Genomic DNA, 16,432 nt, shown 5'->3' with positions numbered 1-16,432 from the left:
GGAGCGCGAGCATTAGTCCGCGCTTTTCTCATCGGCCCGTGCCTGCAAGACGTACTTCACCCGTTCCACCCCGCTGGGCACATCGGAGGCGCGGCCGAGGAACACCTCTAGGGCGGACCACTGGAACCACAATTCGCCGTCCAGCGGGTTCAGTCGACATCCGATCTGCTCGCATAGTTCGGCCGACCCGATGCCCTCCACGTGAAGCAGCGGGGGGTCATCTACAGCTAGGCGAACCTTGAATCCCGCGTCCGTGAGTGCCCCGCCCAGCTCCTCCAGGCTCTTTCTCGCGTCAGCCATCCCGTCCTCCGCAGCGGATACGTCATCCGGAAAGTAAGACCGGGATGCGCGCGATCACGGAGAAAAAGTGACAGCCAGCGCCCGTGACCAGGGAAGAGACCGAATCCGGCAACATCCCACAGGATGCCGACCGCGCCACGGACAAAAAGGGCAAGCCCGTGTCGGGTCTCATGAGGTTGGTGACAGATCTGGCTCGGGAGGTGGGTGACACTCCGGCTAGATGATCTGTTGTTGTTCCTGGGTTGAGGTTAGTGCGGTTGCCGTCTGGGGCGGGGCGGGTTGGCCGGTTCGGTGGTGTTCGGGTTTTCGGGCTTTGAACCGGGCGATCGGTTTGGTGGTGGTGCGGGCGACTTCGGTGATGATCTGGTCGGCGAGGCTGATGCGGAAGGTGCCGTCGGTGTCTTCGATGGTCACGGTCGCTCCGGCGTGGCCGATCCCGACCTGGATCTTCTGGCCGGCGATGATGACCTGGCCGCGGCTGCTGACGCGGCGCTGGACCCTGACCGGTTCGGCCGCGGGGCGGGGGCCGGGTCCGGCGGGGCGTGCGTCGCGGATGCGTGCGATGTCGGCGCCGGTGAGCGGGTTGGGCAGGGTGCGCAGCAGGGTGTGCCCGTCGATCAGGTGCAGCACAGAACCGTCGATGCGGACGGTCAGGCGGCGTCCGGCCAGGTGGTAGCCGACCGGGTGCTGGCGGCCGCCCAGCGACAGCAGGCCGCAGCCGTTGATGGTGCGGTCGACCTCGATCGCCTCACCCATCCCGGGATGCGGCGGCGGGGCCAGGGGGGCGATGCGGGAGCCGCCGCCGGCCAGCAACTGCTGCAGGTGCCGGGTGGTCAGCCGGGAGGGAACCTTCTTGATCCTGGTGCCGGCGGTCAGCAGTTCGACGGTTCCGGTGTCGGCGCGCAGGGTGAGGGTGAGACCGGCGCGGTGCGGGCCGAGCCAGAACTGCTGGCCGCAGACCGTCAGGTTGCCCGAGGCCGGGATGAGGCGGGTGAACTCCACCGCCAGGTTCACCGGGTCGATGCCGTTGGCCGACAGCACCAGCCCCGCGGCCTGCGCGGGTTCGGGTTCCCGGCGAGGCTGTGGCACCACCCCGAGCTCGGGTTCGGGCCTGGGTTCGGGCCTGGGTTCGGGGAGGGGGCGCAGTGCAGGTGGCAGGCGCAGCGGGAGCTGGTCGTCGCGGCGGGGCTGGAACCGGTCGGCGGGGCGGTCCATGTCCAGGGACTGGTGCGGCCGGGCGGTGTTGTAGTCGGCCACGAAGGCGTCCAGGACCCGCTGGGCGTGCTCGATGCCGGTGAAGGGGGCGTGGTCGTCGAGCAGTTCGCGGCGCAGGGTCTGGTGGAAGCGTTCGACCTTGCCGGTTGTGGTGGGCGAGTGGGGCCGGGTCAGCCGGTGCGCGATGCCGTTCTCGCGGCAGATCCGGTCGAACAGCACTTCCCCTCCGCGGCCGAACCGGGCGGTGAACTGCTTGCCGTTGTCGGTCAGCAGCTCATCGGGAATCCCGAACCGCTCCAGCGCCCCGGCCAGGGCCAGGCAGACCGCCCGGCCGGTGGGACGGGCCACCACGGCCGCGATCACGCAGTACCGGGAATGGTCGTCCACGCCGGTGACGACCTTGCATTCGGTGCCGTCGGCCAGCATGATCCCGCCGACGATGTCCATCTGCCACAGCTGCATCGGTTCCGAGCGCTGCCAGCGCTTGTAGTCCTCGCGCCGCCGGCCCCGCGGGGTGACCTGCACCAGGCCGTGCCGCACCAGGATCCGGTGCACCGTGGCCCGCGACGGCACCGGCCCGCGACAGCCCCGACGGGACAGCTCCCACACCAGACGCCGCGCACCCCACGAGGGATGGTTGCGCCGCAGCTCACAGATCAGCGCCTCCACCTCGGCAGGCGTCCGCGACGGCGAGGAGACCGGACGTGACGAGCGATCCGACAACCCGGCCAGGCCCTCATCTCGATACCGGCCCAGCCAGCGGTGCACCGCCTGACGCGACACCCCGAACCGGCCCGCCACCTCAGTGACACTCGCCCCGGACAGCACCTGCAGCACGGCCTGATACCGCTGCTCCACCACGCTCAACTCCACCAGCACTCGGCGAAGTGTCACGCACGTCCTGAGCACGATGTGTCACGCAGGTCCTGAGACCGGACAAAAGGGCAAGCCCGCCCGATGAGAACTTTCTATACGTCTTCAAGGGCGCCGCTACGCGTCGCCGGCGGCCCGGCCCGGCGGGCGTGCGGCCTCTCCGGGCCGGTCCCGCCGCGCCGCGCCGCCAACCCTACCGGCTTCACGACGGACGTCACGGAGGGTGAGGTGCTGCGCTAGCGTGGCCTCGTGGTGCATGACCTTCTCGCCCAGGCGGAGCGGAACCGAGTGGCCGCCCTTGCTGAGCTCGATCCAAAGACCCAGGACTCCCTAGGTCAGTTCTTCACACCCGCCCGTGCGGCTGCACTCATCGCCTCACTGCCCTACCTTCCACAGGAGGGTCGCCTCCGTGTTCTCGACCCCGGCGCAGGATCGGGTGTACTCTCCGCCGCCCTCGTGTCCCGCGTTCTCGACGAGCGGCCCAACTTGGCCGTGCACGTGGTAGCAGTCGAGCGCGACAAAAGTGTGTTGCCGTACCTAACGGACACTCTTACGGCATGTACCACCGCCGGAGACGGTCGCGTGACATGTGAAGTGATCGAAGCCGACTTCATCACTGCATCGACAGGCATAGAGCAGGACGAGCGCCTCTCAGGCTTCGATCTCGTCATCCAGAACCCGCCATACGCGAAGCTCGCAGCCTCCTCAGCTGCCCGCGCTGCGGTCCGTACAACCGGCGCCGACGCGCCCAACCTGTACGCCGCGTTCCTGTCCCTGGCTACGGCCATGCTCAACCAGGGCGGTCAGTTGGTGGCCATCACTCCACGGTCGTTCTGCAACGGCCCCTACTTCGGCGCCTTTCGGTCTTATCTGCTCGATCAGATGGCCCTAGACCGGGTACATGTATTCGAGTCGCGTTCAACGGTCTTCGCTGACACAGGTGTACTCCAGGAAAACGTGATCTTCTCTGGCACGAAGGGGGGCACACGTGATCAAGTGCTGCTCTCCACGAGCGCCGGCCACGAGGAAGAAGCGTCCCACCGCAATGTGCCCTACTCCGATGTTGTGCGTCCGGACGATCCACACCGGTTCATTCGGATTGCCACCAACGAGGAGGACACCAAGATTGCCGAGCGGATGCTCTCTCTTCCCGATACCCTCGCCTCACTCGGGATCAAGGTCTCTACCGGGAGGGTGGTGGACTTTAGGTCGCGGGATTGCCTCCTGACACAAGCCGAAGACGACGCGGTGCCGTTGATCTACCCCGGCAACGTTCGCGATGGTCTAGTGGTCTGGCCTAGGGAGATCCGGAAACCGCAGTGGTTCCGGCCTGTCACCGACAAGGACGCAAAGATGCTGCTCCCCGAGGGGTGGTATTGCGTGGTAAAGCGATTCTCCGCCAAGGAAGAGCGACGTCGCATCGTGGCCGCTGTCTGGTCACCAGATCAGACACCCGGGAAAGTGGCTTTCGAGAATCATGTGAATGTCTTCCACATCAACGGAGTCGGACTGGATCGAGACATGACTCTTGGTCTCTCCATGTGGCTCAACTCCTCCCTCGTCGATAAGTTCTTTCGTACCTTCTCCGGGCACACGCAGGTGAACGCGACTGATCTGCGGACTATGCGGTTCCCCGACCGGGCGTCGCTGCGCCAGCTGGGAGCGCTAGCCCCCGATCGGTTGCCGGTACAGAATGAGATTGATACTCTCGTTAACAAGGTCCTGGACATGATAGACACAGCTGTGTGACCGACAAGATCCGCGAAGCCCGCCGTATCCTCGCCGCTCTCCAGATGGACTCCGAGCGCTCGAACGAGCGCTCTGCACTCACCCTGCTTGCCCTTCTACGCATGAGCCCCGGTGACACCTGGGCGGACGCCTCTAATCCCATGCTCGGCACGAGGGCCATCATGGACTGGATACGAGACGAATACGGCCGGGAGTATGCCGCTAACACCCGCGAGACGATCCGCCGGTTCACGCTCCACCAGTTCGCTGATGCGTTGCTCGTCCAGCAGAACCCCGACCAGCCAGACCGCCCCATCAACTCACCCAAGTGGAACTATCAGGTCACACCAGAAGCGTTGACGGTGATTCAGCTATACGGCAGGCGCGGCTTCGATCGAGCCCTAGCCGATTATCTTGACAGGGTGCCGGGTTTGAAAGCTCAATACGCAGCCGCGCGAGAAATGAACCGCATCCCGGTCAACCTGCCGAGCGGAGAGCCGTTCACTCTGTCGCCGGGTGGGCAAAACGTACTGATTAAGCAGATGATTGAAGAGTTCTGCCCACGTTTCACCCCGGGCGCTGAAGTGCTGTACGTCGGTGACGCAGACGCGAAGTGGGCATGGTTCGAGGAAGAACGGCTTGCGCAACTCGGCGTGACGGTCGCCTATCACGGAAAGATGCCCGACCTTATCGTGTACATGGCCGACAGGGGATGGCTTGTTCTTCTCGAAGCCGCCTCATCACATGGGCCGGTCGATGCTAAACGTCACAGCGAACTGTCGTCCCTATTTGAGGGGGCAAGACCGGGACTGGTCTACGTTTCATGCTTCCCCGACCGCAGGGAGATGCGGAAGTACCTTCGAGAGATCGCATGGGAAACAGAGGTGTGGTGTGCCAGCGACCCATCACACTTGATTCATTTCAACGGGGAGCGTTTCCTCGGTCCATACGACTAATCAGTCCCCCACACTGACCGCCGTCACCCGCTGAGCTGAGCTCGGGCGTTACTACCCTGCGCACCTCCCAGCACAGCGCCTGGGAATGCTCTATGGTGAGCGTGTCACGCTGGTCTGCGGTCTACCGTGGGCAGTGTGCATCACGTAGGAGGCCCCTGGGATCGATTTCTCAGGGGCCTCTGCCGTTCACAGGAAGCGCTGGCCCGTCCAGTCCGGCATGGTGCTAGCGGTCGAGGGCCGGTTGAACGTGCGCGAAGCGGGGGTCTCGCGACCCCCAGCCCCCCGCGGGCCAGGTGGCACGCCCGCGCGAATCGCTCTGTCACACCACATCGCCGTTCGCGCGGGCGCACCCCCTGGAGCGATGCCCACGTGAGCGCCAGCGGGATCCTCCTGCCGACACCCACCCCACCATCATGACTTCCGAGACTCCGTGACCGATGATGGTCAGGTGGTACGACGTGAGCAGTATGAGCGGCTAGCGCAGCACCTACGGTCAGACGGCCGCCCATACATCGAGATGTCATTCGCCGAGGTCTCTGCGGTGATCGGTGCTGCTTTGCCCGATAGCGCTGCGAAGTACTCGCAGTGGTGGGAGACCGACCCCCAACACACGCAGGCAGCCTGGTTGGATGCTGGATATCAGGCGCTCCCGAACCGCGGCGCGCAGAGCGTAACTTTCGTCAAGACCGTGTCCAGCTGACAGCAACGGTGACAGCAACAGCGGCAACCAGCTCCAACTGTCAGCGCACGCCGACAGCCGTCCAACCTCGGCCGAAGCCCAACCGGCAGGAGTGTTGCTATAGCTGAAAAGCGAACGGTCGCAGAGCCAGGGCCGGTTGAGCGAGCGCGAGGCGAAGGGCTCGCGACCTCCGGGCCGCGTGGGGCTGGAATGCTAACGCGGATGCTAACGGCAGGTCTGGATGGGCCTGGACGAAGGTGGAACGGAGGGGTGATCTGGAGGGTCACCCAGCAGGTGAGCGGACGGGGCTGGACGGGTGTGGATCTTGTTCGTGAGACTCGTAATGAATAGGTCATCGGTTCGATTCCGATAGGCGGCTCGGTATGTGACCAGGGCGTTCACCTGAATCCGGTGGGCGTCCTTCGCCGTCCCGGTTGCAATTCGTGTTGCAGTTCCCATGATCACGGCGCCCCCCCGGGGCCCGTCCCATGCGCTGCATACCATCCTGGGCCCTTGGCGTAGCGACGTGGGTGTACTGCTGGGTGAGCCGGATGTCGGAGTGGCCGAGGATCTCCTGAACGGTGCGGACGTGAACGCTCTGTTCGATCAGCAGCGTCCCGGCGGTGTGCCGCCCGTCATGCATCGGGGAGTCCCGTACTCCGGCCGCAGCAAGGATGTCCTTCCAGCCGTTGCGCGGATCGATCGGCCGCACGTTCGGCCGGCAGTACACCAGGTCGTTGTCCTCCCAGGCGTTCGCCGCGGCGAGACGCCCCTCACGCTGCCGCCTGCGGTGCGCCTTCAGCACGGGCACCAGCTCCGGCGGGAGCGGCACCGTCCGCTTGGGCTTGCGGAACACCAGCCCGCCGCCGGTCCGCTTCGGGCACAGCCGCTCGGTGGCCGCCGGGACGCAGGTGTGCCGCCGGCCGGGCACCCGCCGCGCCTTCGGGCACGGGCGCCGGTGCTTGCCCTCAGTGCACGCGGCGACATCGTCGCAGCCGTGCCGCCACTTCAGCCGCGAGAGCTGCCACTACACCCGCACGGACCCGCCGTCCAGGTCGATGAACTTCCAGCGGAGTCCGAGCGCCTCACCCTGCCGCAGGCCCAGCCGGACGCGAACTCGTAGCCCTGATCACCGCTCCGCCATTTCTCGCTGGTGAGGAGCTTGTCAGCCCAGGCTGTCTGGGCGGCGTGCTTGGACTGGCCCGCGAGGAGGATCGGACCGGATTTTGGCGGTAGCCCGGCGGGGTTGACGACGGTTCGGTGACGGCGGGCTTGGTGCGGTTGGCGGGGCTCTACGTTCCTGGGGCATGCCAGTTGATTTCTTGTCGGATGAGCAGGTCGCGCGGTATCGGCGGTTCCGTGATGAGGTGACGGTCGGCGAGCTGGAGCAGTTCTTCCGCCTGGACGCGAAGGCGCGGGCGGTGGTGGCGGACAAGCGGCGCCCGGCGACCAAGCTCGGTTGGGCGGCGCGGTGCAGTGGGGCACGGTCCGGATGCTGGGCACGTTACTGGCGGACACTCCGCTGAAGGTCCCGGCGGAGGTGGTCGAGTTCGCCGCCGCCCGCGCCCGCGGCCAGCGCCTCGGCCGGCCCCCGGCCATGACCGAAGAGCAGATCCGCAACGCCCGCGACCTGCTCACCCGGCCGGAGGACACCGTCTCCTCCATCGCCCGGCTGCTCGGCGTCTCCCGCTCCACCATCTACAAGTACGTCCCCGAACTCACCACCGGCAGCCGCCGCGCCGTTGAGGTCCCCACCACCCGCGCCGAGATCGAAGCGGCCGAATAATTCGTCGGCTGTGTGAGATGTCCCTCTCCCGTCGTCGTGGCGTGGTGGCCGGGGGAGGTTGACAATGTGGTGATGACCTCCTCGCCCCGCCTGCCTGACGTCGGTGGCCGACTGGATCCGACCGGCGCGGCTGCCGTGCCCGGTGGGGAGTCCGCATCCGCCCGCGGGTATCTGCTGGACAACGCGCGCGCCGAGGCGGGCGAGCGATTCGTCTGGCTGGCCGAGCTGTTCGACGGTGTGACGCGCGCGCACTTTGATCGGCTCGGGGTCAGGGCCGGCTCGCGCTGCTGGGAGGTGGGGGCCGGTGGCCGCAGTATCCCGGAGGCGCTCGCGGCGGCCGTCGGTCCGACCGGGCACGTGCTGGCCACCGACATCGACCCGTCGTGGCTGGAGGCGGGCAACGGGTACGAGGTGCGCCGGCACGACGTCGCCGCTGATCCGCCCCCGGAGCCGGGGACGTTCGATCTGGTGCACGCCCGGCTCGTGCTGGTCCATGTACCCGACCGGGCCCGAGCGTTGGCCACGATGGCGGCAGCGCTACGGCCCGGCGGTTGGCTGCTGGTCGAGGACGCCGATACCGCTCTGCAGCCACTGGCCTGCCTGGACGACAGCGGCCCTGCGCAGCGGCGGGCCAACCGGCTGCGCGACGCGGTCCGGGAGCTGCTGACGCGCCGCGGCGCGGACCTGCGCTACGGCCGGACGCTGCCGCGGGCATTGCGTGAGGCCGGCTTGGTAGATGTCGCCGCGGTGGGCTCGTTCCCGGTCGGCGGGCCGGCCTGTGACCGGTTGGAGGCGGCGACCATACGGCACGTGCGCGGCGAGCTGCTCGCGGCCGGGTTGGCCGACGACGCCGAGATCGACGCGCACCTGGCCGCCATCCACGCCGGCGAACTCGACCTGACTCTCGCGCCGCTGATCTCGGCCTGGGGACGCCGTCCGGCACAGCACCCGCCGACACTTGGTTAGGTGCGGATCCTGGCGTTGTCCGACCTGCCCATAGAGCTGTTCGTCGAGGAGATTTCGGGCCGCAGGAGCAGCCCCTCTTTCTTCATGGGAGTCCCGGGCCGGCACTGCCCGGCCAAGGGATGTGCAACCAAACGCGGTGCGAAGCTCCCGGGTGCGGCCTGCCCGTGGCTCAGCCCAAGTCCGGACGACGACGCCGCTACTGCTCGACGGCCTGCCGGGTGCACGCCCACCGTGCCAAGCAGGCAGCCTGACCACGCGTGCCGCTCATCGACAACAGCTTGGTCCTGGCCGGGTATCGGGACGGTCCGGGAGCAGGAACGAGTAGTGGCCCTGGACGTTGATGTGCTTGCGTGCGAACGGCGAGAGGTAGACGATGCTCTCCCCGCGTACCAGGTACCCCTCGGTGCGGAGCTGGTCCAAAGCTCCGTCCATGTACACGCTGTTCCACAACGTGATGCAATCGAGGACCGGGCCGAGCTCGCCGAGCTGGTCCTCCATCCCTTCGATGTAGCGCTGGCGCAACTCGCCGCGTTTGCCGTGGAAGACGTACCGTCCCAGGGCGTGGCGGGACTCTTGCAGGCTGGTCTGGCCCTTGATGCCGCGCCGGTAGGACTCGTCGTCGATGTAGGACAGCACGTGGAGGGTCTTGTGCAGGCGCCCGAAGTGGACGATGGCCAACCCGAGCGGGGTGGGGTTGCCGTCTCGGGAGAGCATGCGAATGACGTCTTAGGCACGCACCGCGCCGGTATGGATGGAGGCGCCGACCCGAAGGATGTCGTCCCAGTGGCGGCGGATCCGCTGGATCGTCTGCATGATGGACGACCGACGCTGCCTGAGGCACCAGGTAAAGCGGGGCCCAGCACGAGCTGCTGCTCGTCCTGGGCCTCTGCACGGGTTTCTGGCCGGGCCTCGGTCAGGGTCTTGTGGACGACGCCGACCGAGACCTTGACCCCGGCGGCAATGGGGCGGATGGACTCCCCGCGCTCGCGGCGGGCTAGGATCGCGGCGCGCTTGTCGTCGTCGACCACCGGGCGCCGTCCACCGACCCGGCCCCGTTTGCGGGCTGCCTCCAGGCCGTTGCGGGCTTGCGGACGATGTCGCGGCGCCGGTCATCGGCCAGGGCGAGGGCCAGGTCCAAAATGAGGGAGCGTTCGGTGTGCTCACCGGCCGCGATCCCTTCCAGCACCTTGACGGCGATGCCGCGCTGGAACAGATCGTTCAGGACGATCAGCCCCTCCAGCAGGTTGCGGCCGAGCCGGTCGGCCTCCTGGACGGTCAGCATGTCGCCCGGGCGCATGTAGTCCAGGGCCGCCTGCAGACCGGGCCGTTCGTCGACCTTCAACTTGCCCGAGCGCTTCTCCTCGAAGACCTTGATGCAGATCGGATCGAGCGCGTCGTGCTGGCGCACGGTCTCCTGATCCTTGGTGCTGACCCGGACGAGTCCGACCAGCTATGCTCGCGCCTCCAGGCGTTCGGCAAACGTGTTCATCAAGCCGGGGCGCTAACACAAAATGAACGGTCAGATGAACGCTTCCTCCTGGACGTTCCCGGCCGCCGGCCTCGACTGTTCGCCATAGATGAAACGACCGTTTGACGAACACCGGCGTGGGCGGATCGACAGTCCGCGTCCCGGGTCGACCTCTCGACGATCTACACGCGGGCTGAACGCGCTGTGCTGGGCCGCGAGCCGGCTTCTCACCGTTGGGCATTCCGCCTCGCCAACCAGCTTCTCCCGGGTCCCGATGACGCGGGAAAGGTGGAAGTCACTCATCACATCCCGGAAAAGGGTGTTTTGTGATGGTGACGAAACGCGCCCGCCCTTCTGATCCTCTCCGATCCGCCGACCGGCCGGTCACGCGGCGTCCGTGGCTGGTTCTCGCGATCATGTGCATCGGCTTCTTCATGTCGTTGCTCGACGGATCCATCGTCAACGTCGCCGTTCCCACGCTGATCCACGGCATCGACGCCTCCTACGACCAGGTGCTGTGGGTCATCGACGGCTACCTGCCCGTCTTCTCGGTGCTGCTGATCACCACCGGCGGCTGGGGGACATCTTCGGATACCGCCGGCTGTACGTGATCGGGATCATCACCTTCACCATCGCCTCGGCGCTGTGCGGGCCGGCCGACTCACCTGCCTGGCTACTGACCGCCCGGCTGCTGCAGGGACTGGGCGGGGCGCTGCTGTTCCCGCAGGTCATCTCGTCGATCCTGACCATCTTCCCGCCGCACCTGCGCGGCCGCGCGTTCGGCCTGTTCGGCGCGATCGTCGGCTTCGCCCCGGTCGTCGGCCCGGTCACCGGCGGCTGCCTGCTCGCCCACCTCAGCTGGCGCTGGATCTTCTTCATCAACGTCCCGATCGGAATCATCACCGTCGTGCTGGCGCTGAGGTTCGCGCCGCCCCTGCGCTCGGGCCGCACCCACCGGCTCGACCTGGTCGGCGTCGCGCTGGCCACCGCCGGGCTCGGCGGCATCGTCTTCGGCCTGATCGAGGGAGAACGCTACGACTGGGGCACCATCACCGGGCCGGTCACCATCACCTCGGTCATCGCCCTGGGCGCCGTGCTGCTGGCGGTGTTCGTCCTGTGGCAGCACCGCCGGCGCGACGAGCCGCTGATGCCCCTGGCCCTGTTCGGTGTGCGCGACTTCGCGGTCGGTAACGCGGTCGGGTTCGTCTTCCAGCTCGGCATGATCGGCATCATGTTCGTGCTGGTGCTGTACCTGCAGATGGCCCGCGGGTACTCGGCGCTGGAGACCGGCCTGGTGGTGCTGCCGAACGCCGTGCTCACCGCGGCCGGCTCGGCGTACGCCGGACGGCTGTCGGACAAGTTCGGCGGCAAGTACATCCTGGTGGCCGGGACGACCCTGCTGGCCGTCGGCCTCCTGGTGCTGGCCTCCTCGACCGGCCCCACCAGCAGCGCGTGGAACATGCTGCCCGGTTTGACCATCATCGGGATCGCCAGCGGCGCCACGTTCGCGCCACTGCAGCAGGCCACCATGGACGGCGTCGATCCCCGACTGGCCGGGGCGGCCTCCGGTGTCTCCAGCACCATCCGGCAGGTCGGCGGGGTCCTCGGTACCGCCATGCTGGGCGCGCTGCTGTCGGCCCGCCTCTCCGCGGCCCTGCACAGTGAGGCCGAGAAGCGCGCCGGTCAGCTACCAGAGGATCTGCGCGCCCGGTTCGTCGACAACAGCACCGCCGCCGCGCGGCACTACAGTCCGCCCACGCCGCCCGGCGGCCTGAGCCCCGCCACGACCAGCCTGTACGAACGCCTCACCGCCGACACGTTCGCCACCGGCTTCGTCCACGCCATGCAGACCACCCTCGTGGCGTGCGCCATGGTTCTGGTGGCCGCTGTCGTGTTGTGTTTCCTGTTCAGCCCGCGCAACAAGCCGACGACCGAGCCCGCCCAAAAGCGGTAATCCACAACCGCGCCGCACGACTGACCTGGGAATGGCGATGGTCGCGGCCTGATGGCCGCGACCATCGCCGGTCGAGTGCCGGGGCCTACCGCTAACTTCTGCACTCAGCCTCCACGCAGGCCAACGCGCGGACGCCCACACCGAACGCAGCCTCCCAGCCCGCTACCGCCAAAATCCGGTCCGATCCTCCAAGCAGTCGCTATTTCAGCCGATGAAGTCTGCGACTACTTCACACGTCGCGCCGCCCAGGCCGGAACCGCTGGCCTGGGCGAGGTGAGGGCGGCTGGTGAAAGCACGGCCAGCGTAATGCCTCCCAGCGAACCACCGAAAACCTCCTTCTCACCTGCACGTTTGCCAGGCGATTACTTCTGATGAAAGATTCTTTCGTTTGATGTAGGCAGCGGAAGGTGGCGGAGTGTGATCCGGGACGGGTCGGTGCCGGGTGCGGCGAGCCTGCATCTGGTCGGTGGGACGGTGCTGCTTCGGCCCGAGGAACAGGTCGCTGAGGCGATGCTGAGCGGGTGGCGGAATCAGCAGCTCGCCCGCAACCTGGCGCTCTCTACGATCGAGGGCCGGGTGAACGCGGTGAAGGCATTCACCCGCTACTCCGACGCGTTCCTCTGGCAGTGGATGCCGCAGATGGTGGATGAGTGGCTGGGTGACCTGCGGGCAGTCCGGCATCTGCGGCACTCGACGGTGCGCAACTACGCCGAGGCGGTCCGCTCGTTCTGCGCGTTCCTCACCGACCCGGCCTACGGCTGGGCGGTCGAATGTGAGCGCCGGTTCGGCTCGCACCCGATCCAGGTCTGCCACGAGTGGAACACCACGGTTCATCTTCAGGACAACGAGGCTGACCCGTCCAAGCGAGCATTCACCCGCGATGAGCTCCAGGCGTTCTTCGACCACGCCGACGACCAGGTCCACCGGGTCAGCGGCGCCGGCCGCAAGGGCTGGCTCCCGGCGTTCCGGGACGCGACGCTGTTCAAAACCGCCTACGCCTACGGGCTGCGCCGCCGCGAGGATCGGATGCTGGACCTGGCCGACTTCGGGCGCAACCCACACGCGCCGACCTTCGGGGACTTCGGCGTCTGCTACGTCCGCTGGGGCAAGGCGATGAAGGGCTCACCGCCCAAACGCCGCAGTGTCCTGACGGTTGGACCGCGCGACGGGATCGGCGGCATGGACTGGATCGTCGACACCCTCGACCAGTGGGTCACCGAAGTCCGACCAAGGCTCGCTCAGGCGTCTGCCTCACCGGCGTTCTGGCCGTCGGAGCGCAGCCCCCGGATCGGATTCTCGCAGATCAACACCCGCTTCGCCGCCTACCGCGATGCGCTCGGGCTGGATCAGGGCCTGGACTTTCATTCCTTGCGCCGCTCCTACGTCACGCACCTGATCGAAGACGGCTGGGACCCACGGTTCGTCCAGGAGCAGGTCGGCCACGAACACGCCTCCACCACCTCTATCTACACCTGCGTGTCCTCGGACTTCCGCACTCGGACCCTGCTCAAAGCGATGCAGGACACCGCCGACGCCGTTCTCGCCACCGGAAGGGGCAAGCGATGAAACGCCAGGTCAGCTACCAATGGCGGCTCCGCGAGGTCATGGCTACCCACGGCATGTTCTCCGCCACCGACCTCGCCGCTCCTCTGGCCGACCGCGGGGTCACCCTGTCCTCGGTGCAGATCTGGCGCCTGGTCACCCAGAGCCCCGAACGGCTCTCACTGCCCATCCTGGCCGCGCTCTGCGACATCTTCGACTGCACCCCCTCGGACCTGATCGGCACCCGCGCCGAGAACGCCGCGCCCCGACGCACCGCCACCGGCGACACCGGCCCGGGGCCGCAGATCGCACCGATCCAGCCCAAGCGCGCCCGCATCCGACCCGAATGACGCACCGGACCAGGGAGCAGTACGAGCGCTGGCATCTTGGCGAGTGCGTCCGCTGCGGACGGCGCGCGGCCAAGTCCGCAAACTGGGAGGGGCTGATATGCCGCACCTGCTGCGAGAAGGCCGCTCGGACCTTTGGCACCTGCCCGGGCTGCGGTATTGAACGACTACTGCCCGGCCGACGTGATGGCGCACCGGTCTGCCGGGACTGCGCCGGGATCACCCGCGATTTCCACTGCGACCGCTGCGGCAACGAAGCCCACCTGCTGGGCCGCCGGCTCTGCGAACGCTGCACCCTCTCCGACCAGCTCGCCGAGCTCCTAGATGTACTTGGCCATGATCTTGGTGACACCTGACCGGTAGGTCTTTGATCAGCAAGAGGACCTCCTGGCGTAGTGGAGTTTCACCGACTTCACCGCCACCAGGAGGTCCCAGTGGGTCACGCTAATGCCCGGCTGACGTTCCATGGCAGATGTCTGCTGGTTCGCCGTGTCGAGTTCGACCGGCGCCCGATCGCGCACGTCGCCGCCGAACTCGGGGTGTCTCGCCAGTGCGCGCACCGGTGGGTCGGCCGGTTCCGCAAAGAAGGCTGGGACGGGCTGGCCGAGCGGCGCAGCGGCCCCCGCGCATGCCCGTCACAGACCCCGGCCAAGACCGAGGAGCGGGTGCTGGCCGCCCGGCGTGAGCTGCGCGCCGGGCCCGACCACATCGCCGCCGCGACCGGGGTGCCGGCCCGCACCGTCACCCGGATCCTGCGCCGCCACGGCGTGCCGGTGCTCGCCGCCTGCGACCCGGTGACCGGAGCCCAGATCCGCGCCTTGCGCGAGAGCGAGCGCCGCTATGAGCATGGCGCGCCGGGCGACATGATCCACCTGGACGTCAAGAAGCTCGGCCGGATCCCCGACGGCGGCGGCTGGCGGATCCATGGCCGCAGCCAGGCCGTCCGCGGCCGCGGCATCGGCTACGACTTCGTCCACACCGCCATCGACGACCACACCCGCCTGGCCTATGCCGAAGTCCTGCCCGACGAGAAGGGCATCACCAGCGCCGCCTTCCTCACCCGCGCCGCGGTGTTCTTCGCCGCCTGCGGCATCCCCCGCATCCAGCGGGTACTGACCGACAACGCCAAGAACTACCGCACCAGCCGCGCGTTCCAGCAGGCCTGCGCCCAGCTGGGCGCCCGGCAGAAGTTCACCCGGCCCCGCCACCCCTGGACCAACGGCAAAGCCGAACGCCTCAACCGCACCCTGGCCACCGAATGGGCCTACCGGCGCCCCTACACCAGCAACGACCAGCGCACCCAGGCCCTCGGCCCCTGGCTGGAGCACTACAACACCAAACGCCCGCACTCAGCCCTGGGCGGCCAGCCACCCATCACCCGACTGTCACCAAGATCATGACCGAGTACACCTAGACGACGGCACCGGCCGCCGCATCGCCCCCGGCCTTGCACCTCTGCACGCCATGCTCATCCAGATGCCGCGTCCCAAGAGCCGCCTGATCTGGCTTCGCCGAACCACCAACCAAGCTCTGCTGACCGATCTCGCCGACGGCACGCTGCCGCTCACCCACGAGGCGTTCCATCGGCATCCTGAATGGCGCACCGCCGCGCACCTGCGTGACCTCCTCATGGCTTGCGGGCTGTTGCCCGAACGAGACGGCAGACTCCTGCGCTTCGAGAGCCGGCTGCACCGACGCCTCACCGAACTCGCCGACCACCCGCACCACCAGACCCTGGAACACTTCGCCACCTGGCACCAACTGCCCAAACTCCGCGCCCGCGCCACCCGCAAACCCTTGACCGACAGCGCCGGCAACCACGCAGCCCAGCAGTTCAACCGGGCCCATGAGTTCCTGACCTGGCTCCACCAGAACCAAAGCGCCCTCGCCCAGCTCACTCAGGCCCACCTCGACCGTTGGCACGCAACCCACCCGTCTCACGAGCAGCGTTCTCTCCGCGGCTTCCTGACCTGGGCGACCAGCACCGGCCGCGCCCCGCGGCACCTGTCCCTGCCGAGACTGCACATCACCGAGGGCCGCCGCCTCACCCAGCACCGGCGCCTGGAACTACTGCGTCGAGTCCTGGACGAAACCGCGGGACCGGTTCCTGCCCGCGCTGCGGCCAGCCTCATGCTCCTCTACGCCCAACCCGCCAGTCGCCTGGTCCAGCTCACCACCGACGACGTCCTCCGCGAAGACAACGACGTCCTCATCCGGCTCGGAGACCCGCCCACACCCGTTCCCGCGCCCTTCTCCGACCTGCTGCTACGCGCCAAGAACGCAAGCACTGACAACGGCTCGACGGCGTCATGGCTGTTCCCCAGCCGCGCCGGAAGGCCACTGCACTCACGCTCCCTGGCCGACCAGGTCAGACGCATGGGCATCCCCGGCGCCGCCGGGCGGGTCGCCGCCCTGCGCCAGCTCGTCCTCCAAGCCCCCGCCCCCGTGATCGCCCAAGCCCTCGGGTTCCATGACAAAACCACCACCCAACTCGCAGCCCAAGCGGGCGGGGCCTGGAACCGCTACGCCCCAGATGACCACAGACAGTGACCTCTACAGTCCCCAGCACAAGGAACACAGATCACTCGATCAACGACTCCTGCCAGCCTCGCGGGCCG

General features: G+C 67.7%; 16 protein-coding genes and 1 pseudogene. 12 read left to right on the top strand and 5 right to left on the bottom strand.

Annotated features, from left to right (window positions below; genetic code table 11):
- Positions 1–12: 12 nt before the first annotated feature.
- Positions 13–300 carry a hypothetical protein gene (locus tag ACQP1N_RS31805; protein ID WP_433227939.1) on the bottom strand — a complete coding sequence of 96 codons (288 nt, stop codon included), beginning with the start codon at positions 298–300 and terminating at the stop codon, positions 13–15.
- A gap of 288 nt (positions 301–588) precedes the next feature.
- Positions 589–2,382: pseudogene (locus tag ACQP1N_RS31800) on the bottom strand (IS481 family transposase); the annotation flags it as partial.
- A 255-nt stretch (positions 2,383–2,637) separates the two neighbouring features.
- On the opposite strand from ACQP1N_RS31800, the gene ACQP1N_RS31795 reads away from it, so the two are divergent.
- The 3 genes from ACQP1N_RS31795 (at position 2,638) to ACQP1N_RS31785 (ending at position 5,772) form a co-directional block, all read left to right on the top strand.
- Positions 2,638–4,137, top strand: a complete 1,500-nt coding sequence (locus tag ACQP1N_RS31795) for an Eco57I restriction-modification methylase domain-containing protein (protein ID WP_433227937.1) — start codon at positions 2,638–2,640, stop codon at positions 4,135–4,137.
- Complete coding sequence (locus ACQP1N_RS31790) at positions 4,134–5,072, top strand: BsuBI/PstI family type II restriction endonuclease (protein ID WP_433227935.1); 939 nt, start codon at positions 4,134–4,136, stop codon at positions 5,070–5,072. The genes ACQP1N_RS31795 and ACQP1N_RS31790 overlap by 4 nt, the downstream gene beginning before the upstream one ends.
- Positions 5,073–5,589: 517 nt before the next feature.
- Complete coding sequence (locus ACQP1N_RS31785) at positions 5,590–5,772, top strand: DUF7662 domain-containing protein (protein ID WP_433227933.1); 183 nt, start codon at positions 5,590–5,592, stop codon at positions 5,770–5,772.
- A 331-nt stretch (positions 5,773–6,103) separates the two neighbouring features.
- Here the strand turns inward: ACQP1N_RS31785 and ACQP1N_RS31780 are convergent, their stop codons facing one another.
- A complete protein-coding gene (locus ACQP1N_RS31780) occupies positions 6,104–6,682 on the bottom strand; it encodes a tyrosine-type recombinase/integrase (RefSeq protein WP_433227931.1) in 579 nt (192 codons plus the stop codon).
- 376 nt (positions 6,683–7,058) lie between these two features.
- Here ACQP1N_RS31780 and ACQP1N_RS31775 point away from each other — a divergent pair, with 376 nt between their 5' ends.
- The 3 genes from ACQP1N_RS31775 to ACQP1N_RS31765 all read left to right on the top strand — a co-directional run bounded on the left by ACQP1N_RS31775 (position 7,059) and on the right by ACQP1N_RS31765 (position 8,503).
- Positions 7,059–7,277, top strand: coding sequence for a DUF4158 domain-containing protein (locus ACQP1N_RS31775; protein ID WP_084262312.1), 219 nt, complete (start codon positions 7,059–7,061; stop codon positions 7,275–7,277).
- Entirely contained in the window at positions 7,244–7,537 is a 294-nt protein-coding gene (locus tag ACQP1N_RS31770; RefSeq protein WP_433227928.1) for a helix-turn-helix domain-containing protein, read from the top strand. The genes ACQP1N_RS31775 and ACQP1N_RS31770 overlap by 34 nt, the downstream gene beginning before the upstream one ends.
- 135 nt (positions 7,538–7,672) lie before the next feature.
- Positions 7,673–8,503, top strand: a complete 831-nt coding sequence (locus ACQP1N_RS31765; protein WP_433227927.1) for a methyltransferase domain-containing protein — start codon at positions 7,673–7,675, stop codon at positions 8,501–8,503.
- 264 nt (positions 8,504–8,767) lie between these two features.
- Here ACQP1N_RS31765 and ACQP1N_RS31760 read toward each other — a convergent pair whose 3' ends face one another.
- Positions 8,768–9,217: a Tn3 family transposase gene (locus ACQP1N_RS31760; protein WP_433227926.1), complete on the bottom strand. Its 450-nt coding sequence runs from the start codon at positions 9,215–9,217 to the stop codon at positions 8,768–8,770.
- Between the two features lie 280 nt (positions 9,218–9,497).
- Positions 9,498–9,911: a recombinase family protein gene (locus ACQP1N_RS31755; RefSeq protein WP_433227924.1), complete on the bottom strand. Its 414-nt coding sequence runs from the start codon at positions 9,909–9,911 to the stop codon at positions 9,498–9,500.
- Positions 9,912–10,405: 494 nt separating this feature from the next.
- Here ACQP1N_RS31755 and ACQP1N_RS31750 point away from each other — a divergent pair, with 494 nt between their 5' ends.
- From ACQP1N_RS31750 to ACQP1N_RS31725, 6 genes are all read left to right on the top strand, one after another.
- Positions 10,406–10,582 carry a hypothetical protein gene (locus ACQP1N_RS31750; RefSeq protein ID WP_433227922.1) on the top strand — a complete coding sequence of 59 codons (177 nt, stop codon included), beginning with the start codon at positions 10,406–10,408 and terminating at the stop codon, positions 10,580–10,582.
- Positions 10,579–11,925, top strand: coding sequence for a DHA2 family efflux MFS transporter permease subunit (locus tag ACQP1N_RS31745; protein WP_433227921.1), 1,347 nt, complete (start codon positions 10,579–10,581; stop codon positions 11,923–11,925). The genes ACQP1N_RS31750 and ACQP1N_RS31745 overlap by 4 nt, the downstream gene beginning before the upstream one ends.
- A 417-nt stretch (positions 11,926–12,342) precedes the next feature.
- Positions 12,343–13,491: a tyrosine-type recombinase/integrase gene (locus ACQP1N_RS31740; protein ID WP_433227919.1), complete on the top strand. Its 1,149-nt coding sequence runs from the start codon at positions 12,343–12,345 to the stop codon at positions 13,489–13,491.
- Positions 13,488–13,817, top strand: a complete 330-nt coding sequence (locus ACQP1N_RS31735; protein ID WP_433227917.1) for a helix-turn-helix domain-containing protein — start codon at positions 13,488–13,490, stop codon at positions 13,815–13,817. The genes ACQP1N_RS31740 and ACQP1N_RS31735 overlap by 4 nt, the downstream gene beginning before the upstream one ends.
- A 431-nt stretch (positions 13,818–14,248) precedes the next feature.
- The gene (locus tag ACQP1N_RS31730) at positions 14,249–15,214 is read left to right on the top strand and encodes an IS481 family transposase (RefSeq protein ID WP_433227916.1); all 966 of its coding nucleotides are present in this window, start codon (positions 14,249–14,251) and stop codon (positions 15,212–15,214) included.
- Between the two features lie 76 nt (positions 15,215–15,290).
- Positions 15,291–16,364: a hypothetical protein gene (locus tag ACQP1N_RS31725; protein ID WP_433227915.1), complete on the top strand. Its 1,074-nt coding sequence runs from the start codon at positions 15,291–15,293 to the stop codon at positions 16,362–16,364.
- Positions 16,365–16,432 lie beyond the last annotated feature (68 nt).

The organism is Actinomadura formosensis (genome assembly GCF_050948385.1).
Taxonomy (GTDB): Bacteria; Actinomycetota; Actinomycetes; order Streptosporangiales; family Streptosporangiaceae; genus Spirillospora; species Spirillospora formosensis.
Note: the sequence above shows the minus strand (reverse complement) of the source record. Positions and strands in the feature narration are given on the sequence as shown.